General features: G+C 72.7%; 7 protein-coding genes. 2 read left to right on the top strand and 5 right to left on the bottom strand.

The window, feature by feature from the left end; all coding sequences use genetic code 11:
* Nucleotides 1–770: TOMM precursor leader peptide-binding protein (locus tag VIU94_RS02525; protein ID WP_331907026.1), on the top strand; the 770-nt coding region annotated here is incomplete at its 5' end.
* A 41-nt stretch (nt 771–811) separates the two neighbouring features.
* Nucleotides 812–2,155 carry an ABC1 kinase family protein gene (locus VIU94_RS02520; RefSeq protein WP_331907024.1) on the top strand — a complete coding sequence of 448 codons (1,344 nt, stop codon included), beginning with the start codon at nt 812–814 and terminating at the stop codon, nt 2,153–2,155.
* A gap of 61 nt (nt 2,156–2,216) precedes the next feature.
* Here VIU94_RS02520 and VIU94_RS02515 read toward each other — a convergent pair whose 3' ends face one another.
* The 5 genes from VIU94_RS02515 to VIU94_RS02495 all read right to left on the bottom strand — a co-directional run bounded on the left by VIU94_RS02515 (nt 2,217) and on the right by VIU94_RS02495 (nt 6,107).
* Nucleotides 2,217–2,417 carry a hypothetical protein gene (locus VIU94_RS02515; RefSeq protein ID WP_331907022.1) on the bottom strand — a complete coding sequence of 67 codons (201 nt, stop codon included), beginning with the start codon at nt 2,415–2,417 and terminating at the stop codon, nt 2,217–2,219.
* A gap of 107 nt (nt 2,418–2,524) precedes the next feature.
* On the bottom strand, nt 2,525–2,848 hold the full coding sequence (locus VIU94_RS02510) for a putative WhiB-interacting protein (protein ID WP_331907020.1): 324 nt from the start codon (nt 2,846–2,848) through the stop codon (nt 2,525–2,527).
* Nucleotides 2,845–3,213 (bottom strand): WhiB family transcriptional regulator, encoded by a 369-nt coding sequence (locus tag VIU94_RS02505; protein WP_331907018.1) that lies wholly within the window; start codon nt 3,211–3,213, stop codon nt 2,845–2,847. Before VIU94_RS02505 ends, VIU94_RS02510 begins: the two co-directional genes overlap by 4 nt.
* A 173-nt stretch (nt 3,214–3,386) precedes the next feature.
* Nucleotides 3,387–3,740 (bottom strand): hypothetical protein, encoded by a 354-nt coding sequence (locus tag VIU94_RS02500; RefSeq protein ID WP_331907016.1) that lies wholly within the window; start codon nt 3,738–3,740, stop codon nt 3,387–3,389.
* A gap of 168 nt (nt 3,741–3,908) precedes the next feature.
* Complete coding sequence (locus VIU94_RS02495) at nt 3,909–6,107, bottom strand: ATP-dependent DNA helicase UvrD2 (RefSeq protein ID WP_331907014.1); 2,199 nt, start codon at nt 6,105–6,107, stop codon at nt 3,909–3,911.
* Nucleotides 6,108–6,217: the final 110 nt, after the last annotated feature.

Raw genomic sequence — 6,217 nt, 5'->3', positions numbered from 1 at the left:
GGTTGCCCGCCCGCCGGTCCCTGCGGGTGCAGGTGCGCGGTGCGGGCAGGGTCGGCGCGGCGGTCGCGGCGCTGCTCTCGGCCTCGGGGGTGGGCCGGGTGGAGGTCCTGGACTCGGGGTCGGTGCAGCCGTGGGAGGTCTCGCCGGGCGGGCTGCCGGCCGAGGCGGTGGGCGAGCGCCGGGCGGTCGCGGCCGGACGCCTTGTGGGGCGGTCGGCGCCGGGCGGGCGTGCGCCGCGGGACTCCCGGGGGTCCCGCGGCGCCGAACCGGGGTTGTCGCTGGTGGTGGTGACGCCCCGGGACGGGCTGGGGGCGTACGTCCCCGATCCGGTGCCGGCCCAGCCGTGGATCGCCGGGGGCGTCCCGCACCTGTACGCGGGGGTGGTCGAGGCGACCGGGGTGGTGGGGCCGCTGGTGCTGCCGGGCGGGACGGCCTGCGCCGAGTGCCTGCATCGGGAGCGGACCGACCGGGAGCCGGTGTGGCCGCGGATGCTGGCGCAGTGGCGTTCCGGCGCGCCGGATCCGGCGCCGGCCTGCGACACGGCGCTCGCGACGGCGGTGGCGGGGCTGGCCGCGGCGCACGCGCTGGCCTTCCTCGACGGGGAGCTGCCGGCGAGCACGGGGGCCCGCTGGGAGGCGTCCATGCCGCTGCTGGAGTGGCGTGCCGAGCGGTTCGCGCCGTACTCCGGTTGTCCGTGCGGTGCGGCAGGTAACAGAGAAGGGGAGCGCCGGTCCGAGGTCCGGACGGCGCAGGACACAATGGCGGGGTAACGGCCACCCACGGCCCGGCGGTCTGGGATTTGGAGGGGCGTATGTCTGATCTTCCCCGGAAGGCGGTCACCCGGACTGCCAAGTTGGCCGCGCTGCCCTTGGGCATCGCCGGCCGGGCGACGTGGGGCCTGGGCAAGCGGATCGGCGGCAAGTCGGCCGAGATCGTCGCCCGGGAGCTCCAACAGCGCACGGCGGAGCAGCTGTTCAAGGTCCTGGGCGAGCTCAAGGGCGGGGCGATGAAGCTCGGGCAGGCGCTGTCCGTCTTCGAGTCCGCGCTGCCGGAGGAGGTGGCCGGGCCGTACCGGGCAGCGCTCACCAAGCTCCAGGAGGCGGCGCCGCCGATGCCGACCCGGACCGTGCACGCGGTGCTGGAGGAGCGGCTCGGCGAGGAGTGGCGGGAGCTGTTCCTGGAGTTCGAGGACAAGCCGGCCGCGGCGGCGTCGATCGGCCAGGTGCACCGGGCGGTGTGGCAGGACGGCCGCGAGGTCGCGGTGAAGGTGCAGTACCCGGGGGCGGGCGAGGCGCTCCTGTCCGACCTGACCCAGCTGAGCCGGTTCGCCCGGCTGCTCGGTCCGCTGATCCCAGGGATGGACATCAAGCCGCTGATCACGGAGCTGCGGGACCGGGTCTCGGAGGAGCTGGACTACGGCCTTGAGGCGGAGTCCCAGCGGGCGCACGCCGAGGAGTTCGCGGACGACCCGGACGTGGTGGTGCCGGGCGTGGTCCACCAGTCGGACCAGGTCCTGGTGACGGAGTGGATCGACGGAATCCCGCTGGCGGAGGTGATCTCGGACGGCACTCCGGAGCAGCGGGACCGGGCGGGTCAGCTGCTGGCCCGGTTCCTGTTCTCCGGCCCGGGGCGGACGGGGCTGCTGCACGCGGATCCGCATCCGGGGAACTTCCGGCTGCTGCCGGGCGCGGAGGATGACGACGGCCCGGAGAGCTGGCGGCTGGGCGTGCTGGACTTCGGCACGGTGGACCGGTTGCCGGGCGGGCTGCCGGAGACGATCGGAGTCTGTCTGCGGACGGCGCTGGCGGGCGACGCCGAGACGGTCTACGAACTGCTCTGCCGCGAGGGGTTCGTGAAGGAGAAGATCGCGCTCGATCCGGACGGGATGCTCGCGTACCTGCTGCCGATGATCGAGCCGGCGGAGCTGGAGTCCTTCGGCTTCACCCGGGACTGGCTGCGCGCCCAGGCGGCCCGGATCGCCGATCCGCGCTCCCCCGCCCACCAGTTCGGCAAGCAGCTCAACCTGCCGCCGTCGTACCTGCTGATACACCGAGTGACGCTGAGCACGATCGGGGTGCTGTGTCAGCTGAACGCGACGGTGCGGCTGCGGGACGAACTGGAGGAGTGGCTGCCGGGGTTCGTCGAGGCGGAGTGACCGGCCGGGCTCCGCGCCGGCGGGTCACCGACGAGCCGGCGGGTCACCGCCCGGACCGGGTTCACCACCAGGACGAGTCGAGCCGGCCCTCGATCGCCCTGATGTTGTCCCGGGCGCAGGCGTCGCAGAAGTAGCGTCGGCTGCCGTTCTCCACCGAGCAGGTCCAGGTCACGGGCAGGCTCTCGGCCACCGCGCCACAGCGCGCGCACACGAAGCTCTCCTCGGAGGTCCGGGGTTCCCGCCCGGAATCGCTGTTCCGCACTCTGCAGACGATAACCCCGGCGGGGTGCGGCGGCCGCGTGCAACGCGGCGCGGGGGCCGGTCCGTTCGGACCGACCCCCGCGGATCGCTATGGCGCTCGTCGGCGCCTCAGTGCATGACGGCCATGGCCAGGGCGCGGCGGGCGCGCAGGGACACGCGCTCGGCACGCCGCTGCATGCGCCGCGCGGCGACCAGGCGCACGGCCTGGCGTTCCGCGTCGGCTTCCCGCATGCGCTCGTGCATATGGGCACGGGCCAGGGCTTCTGGAATGAGTTGCATCTCACGGGTCCTGTTCTGACGCGAGGCGTTCGCGCCGGTGATGTAAACGTCTGGGGTGGCGGAGCCGGAGGGCTCGCTCGTGGAAGAGGTCATCGGGGCCAGCTTCTGGGGATCGTGCGTGAGGGGTCGATCGATGGTTCCGGTGATGTTCATGCCGCAACCGGGTTCTTGCGCGGGCGACCACGCGGCCGCTTGCGGGCGACGACGACACCCTGGACGAACAGCTCGCCGCCCCAGACACCCCACGGCTCACGCCGCTCCTTGGCGCCCTCGAGGCAGGCGGCCATCAGCGGGCAGGTCCGGCAGAGGGACTTGGCGTACTCGACGTCCGCGGGGGACTCGGCGAAGAAGACCTCCGGGTCGAAGGAACGACAGGGGACGGGCACGCCCAGGTTCTCGATGGCGTCGTCGAGCGCGGTCAGCGCGGTGAGCGGGGTCAAGGCGGAGTCCTCCGTGAGGCCGGGCGGGGGGATCGTTTCGGAAGGCGGTACGGACGGGGCGTGCGCTTCGAGTTGCACGGGTGTCTTTCCTCGTCTGGTCGTTCCGGCCGGTTGACCGGGGGTTCTGCTGGTACCGGGTTCTGCTGGTCCCGAGGCCCCTTCGCTCCGTCGTCCCCGTTCGGGGACAAACAGAAGGGCCGCGGATCCCTGGTGGGGTTCCGCGGCCCTGAAGGCGCCGGCCTGATCCTGAATCAGGCTGGATCACTCCAGGGTTCGAGCCCACGGAAGGCCCACATCTTGTGGTGCTGCGTCGTCGTCTGCTGCTTGCCGGCACCGGTTGCGGCGAAGCCATAGGCCATGGCCTCGGCCTTGCCTGCTACGGCTGCTTCCAGTGCCTTGGTCGGTCGCTCATTGCGCCGCTCACTGACGGGGAGAGCCGCCAGGAGGGTCGCCGGACGGGCGGCCGCGAAACCGGACAGACCGGTGCCGGGCAGACCGCTGCCGAGGAACGCCGAACCGGAGAGGCCGAGCGAGCAGGCGGAGACGACCGAGAGATCGGTCATTTTGGCGGTGCTGACGATGATGCTGTCGATGTTGCTGATCACTGGAATCGCCTCCTCTCGGCGTCTCGGGGGGATCGGGGTGAGCCGGTCCCTCGCTATTCGGATAAGTACAGCACGGAGGCAGCGCTTCGGAGAAGGCGCTGTTTCCGTGGTTAAGAACCTATGGGGCTTGACGGGGCGGGCGCAAACTATTTTTTCGACGAGTTTTCCTCAGACCTCCTCGTCGTCTCCTCCAGGCTCCCGACCGGCGCAGATGGCGAGGACGGCGGCCCCGAACCGGACCATCTTGCGCGCGCCGACGCCGGAGATGCCGGCCAACTCGCCGTCGGCGGCGGGCACCCGCTCGGCGATCGCCATCAGCGTCTTGTCGGTGAACACGCAGTACGCCGGCTGGCCCAGCTCCTGTGCCTGCTCCGCGCGCCACTCGCGCAGCCGCTCGTACAGCCCCTCGTCCATGTCCGACGGGCAGTCCTCACAGCGCATCAGCTTCATCTCGCCGGCCTCGGTGAGCGTGGCGCCGCAGACCCGGCACCGGACCGGGCCGCGCTGTCTGCGCCGCCGGCTCTCGCCCGCGCCGCCGCTGCCTCCGGCGCCCCGCTCGATGCCGCCGACGCCCGCGCCCCGGCTCGCGCCGAGCGATCCCGAACCGGGCCGCAGACCCTTGAGGAACCGGCTGGGGCGGCGGGAGGGGCGGCCGCCCGGGGAGCGGGACAGCGCCCAGGAGAGCGAGAGGTGCAGCCGGGCCCGGGTGACGCCCACGTACAGCAGGCGGCGCTCCTCCTCGACCTGCTCGTCCGTCTTGGCGTATGTGATCGGCATCATGCCCTCGGTGAGGCCGACCAGGAAGACGGCGTCCCACTCCAGGCCCTTGGCGGAGTGCAGCGAGGCGAGCGTGACGCCCTGCACGGTCGGGGCGTGCTGGGCGGCGGCCCGCTCGTCGAGCTCCGCGACCAGGTCGGACAGGGTGGCGCCCGGCTTGGCGCGGGCGAAGTCCTCGGCGAGACGGACCAGCGCCGCCAGGGACTCCCAGCGGTCGCGGGCCGCGCCGGAGCCGGCCGGCGGCTCGGTGGTCCAGCCCTTGGTCGAGAGCACCGCGCGGACCTGGGCGGGCAGGTCCTCCGCGTCGTCGAGCAGCGAGTCGTTGGCCCCGGCGCGGGCCGCGCCGCGCAGGGCGATGCCGGCCTCCCGCACCTCCTGGCGCTCGAAGAACCGCTCCGCGCCGCGCAGCTGGTACGGCACCCCGGCGTCGGCCAGGGCCTGCTCGTAGACCTCCGACTGGGCGTTGATCCGGTAGAGCACCGCGATCTCCCCGGCCGGGACGCCGGCGGCGATCAGGTCCCGGATGCGGCGGGCGGTGCCCTCCGCCTCGGCGGGCTCGTCGGCGTACTCGGTGTAGACCGGCTCGGGGCCGGGGTCGCGCTGGGAGACCAGTTCGAGCCGGTGCTCGGCGGCCCGGCCGCGGGCCTGGCTCAGCAGCCCGTTCGCCAGGTGCACGACCTGGGGGGTGGAGCGGTAGTCGCGGATCAGCTTCACCACGGTGGCGTTCGGGTGCCGGGTGCGGAAGTTCAGCAGGTGCTCGGGGGTGGCGCCGGTGAAGGAGTAGATCGTCTGGCTCGCGTCGCCGACGACGCACAGGTTGTCCCGGTCGCCGAGCCACAGATCGAGCAGGCGCTGCTGGAGCGGGGAGACGTCCTGGTACTCGTCCACCACGAAGTGGTGGTACTGGCTGCGGATCTGGTCGGCGATGTCGTGCCGGTCCTGGAGGATGCCGACGGTGAGCAGCAGCACGTCCTCGAAGTCGATCACCGAGCGGTCGCGCTTGAGCTGCTCGTACATCGCGTAGATCTGGCCGATCTCGGCCGGGTCGCGGGGGGCGTCCCGGACCGACTTGGCGACGACGGCCGGATAGTCGGCGGGCACGGTCTGGGTGACCTTCGCCCACTCGATCTCGCTCGTGACGTCGCGCAGCTCGTTCCGGTCCAGCCTGACCCGACAGCGAGCGGCGGCCTCGGCGACCAGCTGGACCTTCCGGTCCAGGAGCCGGGGCAGCTCGCCACCGACGGCTTTCGGCCAGAAGTACTGGAGCTGCCGCAGCGCCGCCGAGTGGAACGTGCGCGCCTGGACGCCGCCCGCGCCGAGCTGGCGGAGCCGGCCGCGCATCTCGCCGGCGGCCCGGTTGGTGAACGTGACGGCCAGCACACTGGCGGGCTGGAGTATGCCCGCCCGCACCCCGTACGCGATCCGGTGAGTGATCGCGCGCGTCTTGCCCGTGCCGGCGCCGGCGAGGACGCACACCGGGCCGTGCAGCGCCAGGGCGACCTCGCGCTGCTCCGGGTCCAGGCCGTCGAGCACCGCGTCGGCCGACTCCGGGACCTGCGGGAAGAGAGGGGAATGGGTTGCTGGTGTCACCCCGCCATGCTGCCAGGTTCCGGGACCGGGACGCGGGCCCTTGTCCACAGGCGCCAGGCGGTAGTCATACGAATACGGGGGATGCCGGAGCCGCATCCGGGAAGTCGCCA

Origin of the sequence: Streptomyces sp., from assembly GCF_036566765.1 — a bacterium.
Lineage (GTDB): Bacteria > Actinomycetota > Actinomycetes > Streptomycetales > Streptomycetaceae > Streptomyces.
The sequence above is the reverse complement of the archived record's forward strand: the minus strand, read 5'-3'. Positions and strand labels throughout refer to the sequence as shown.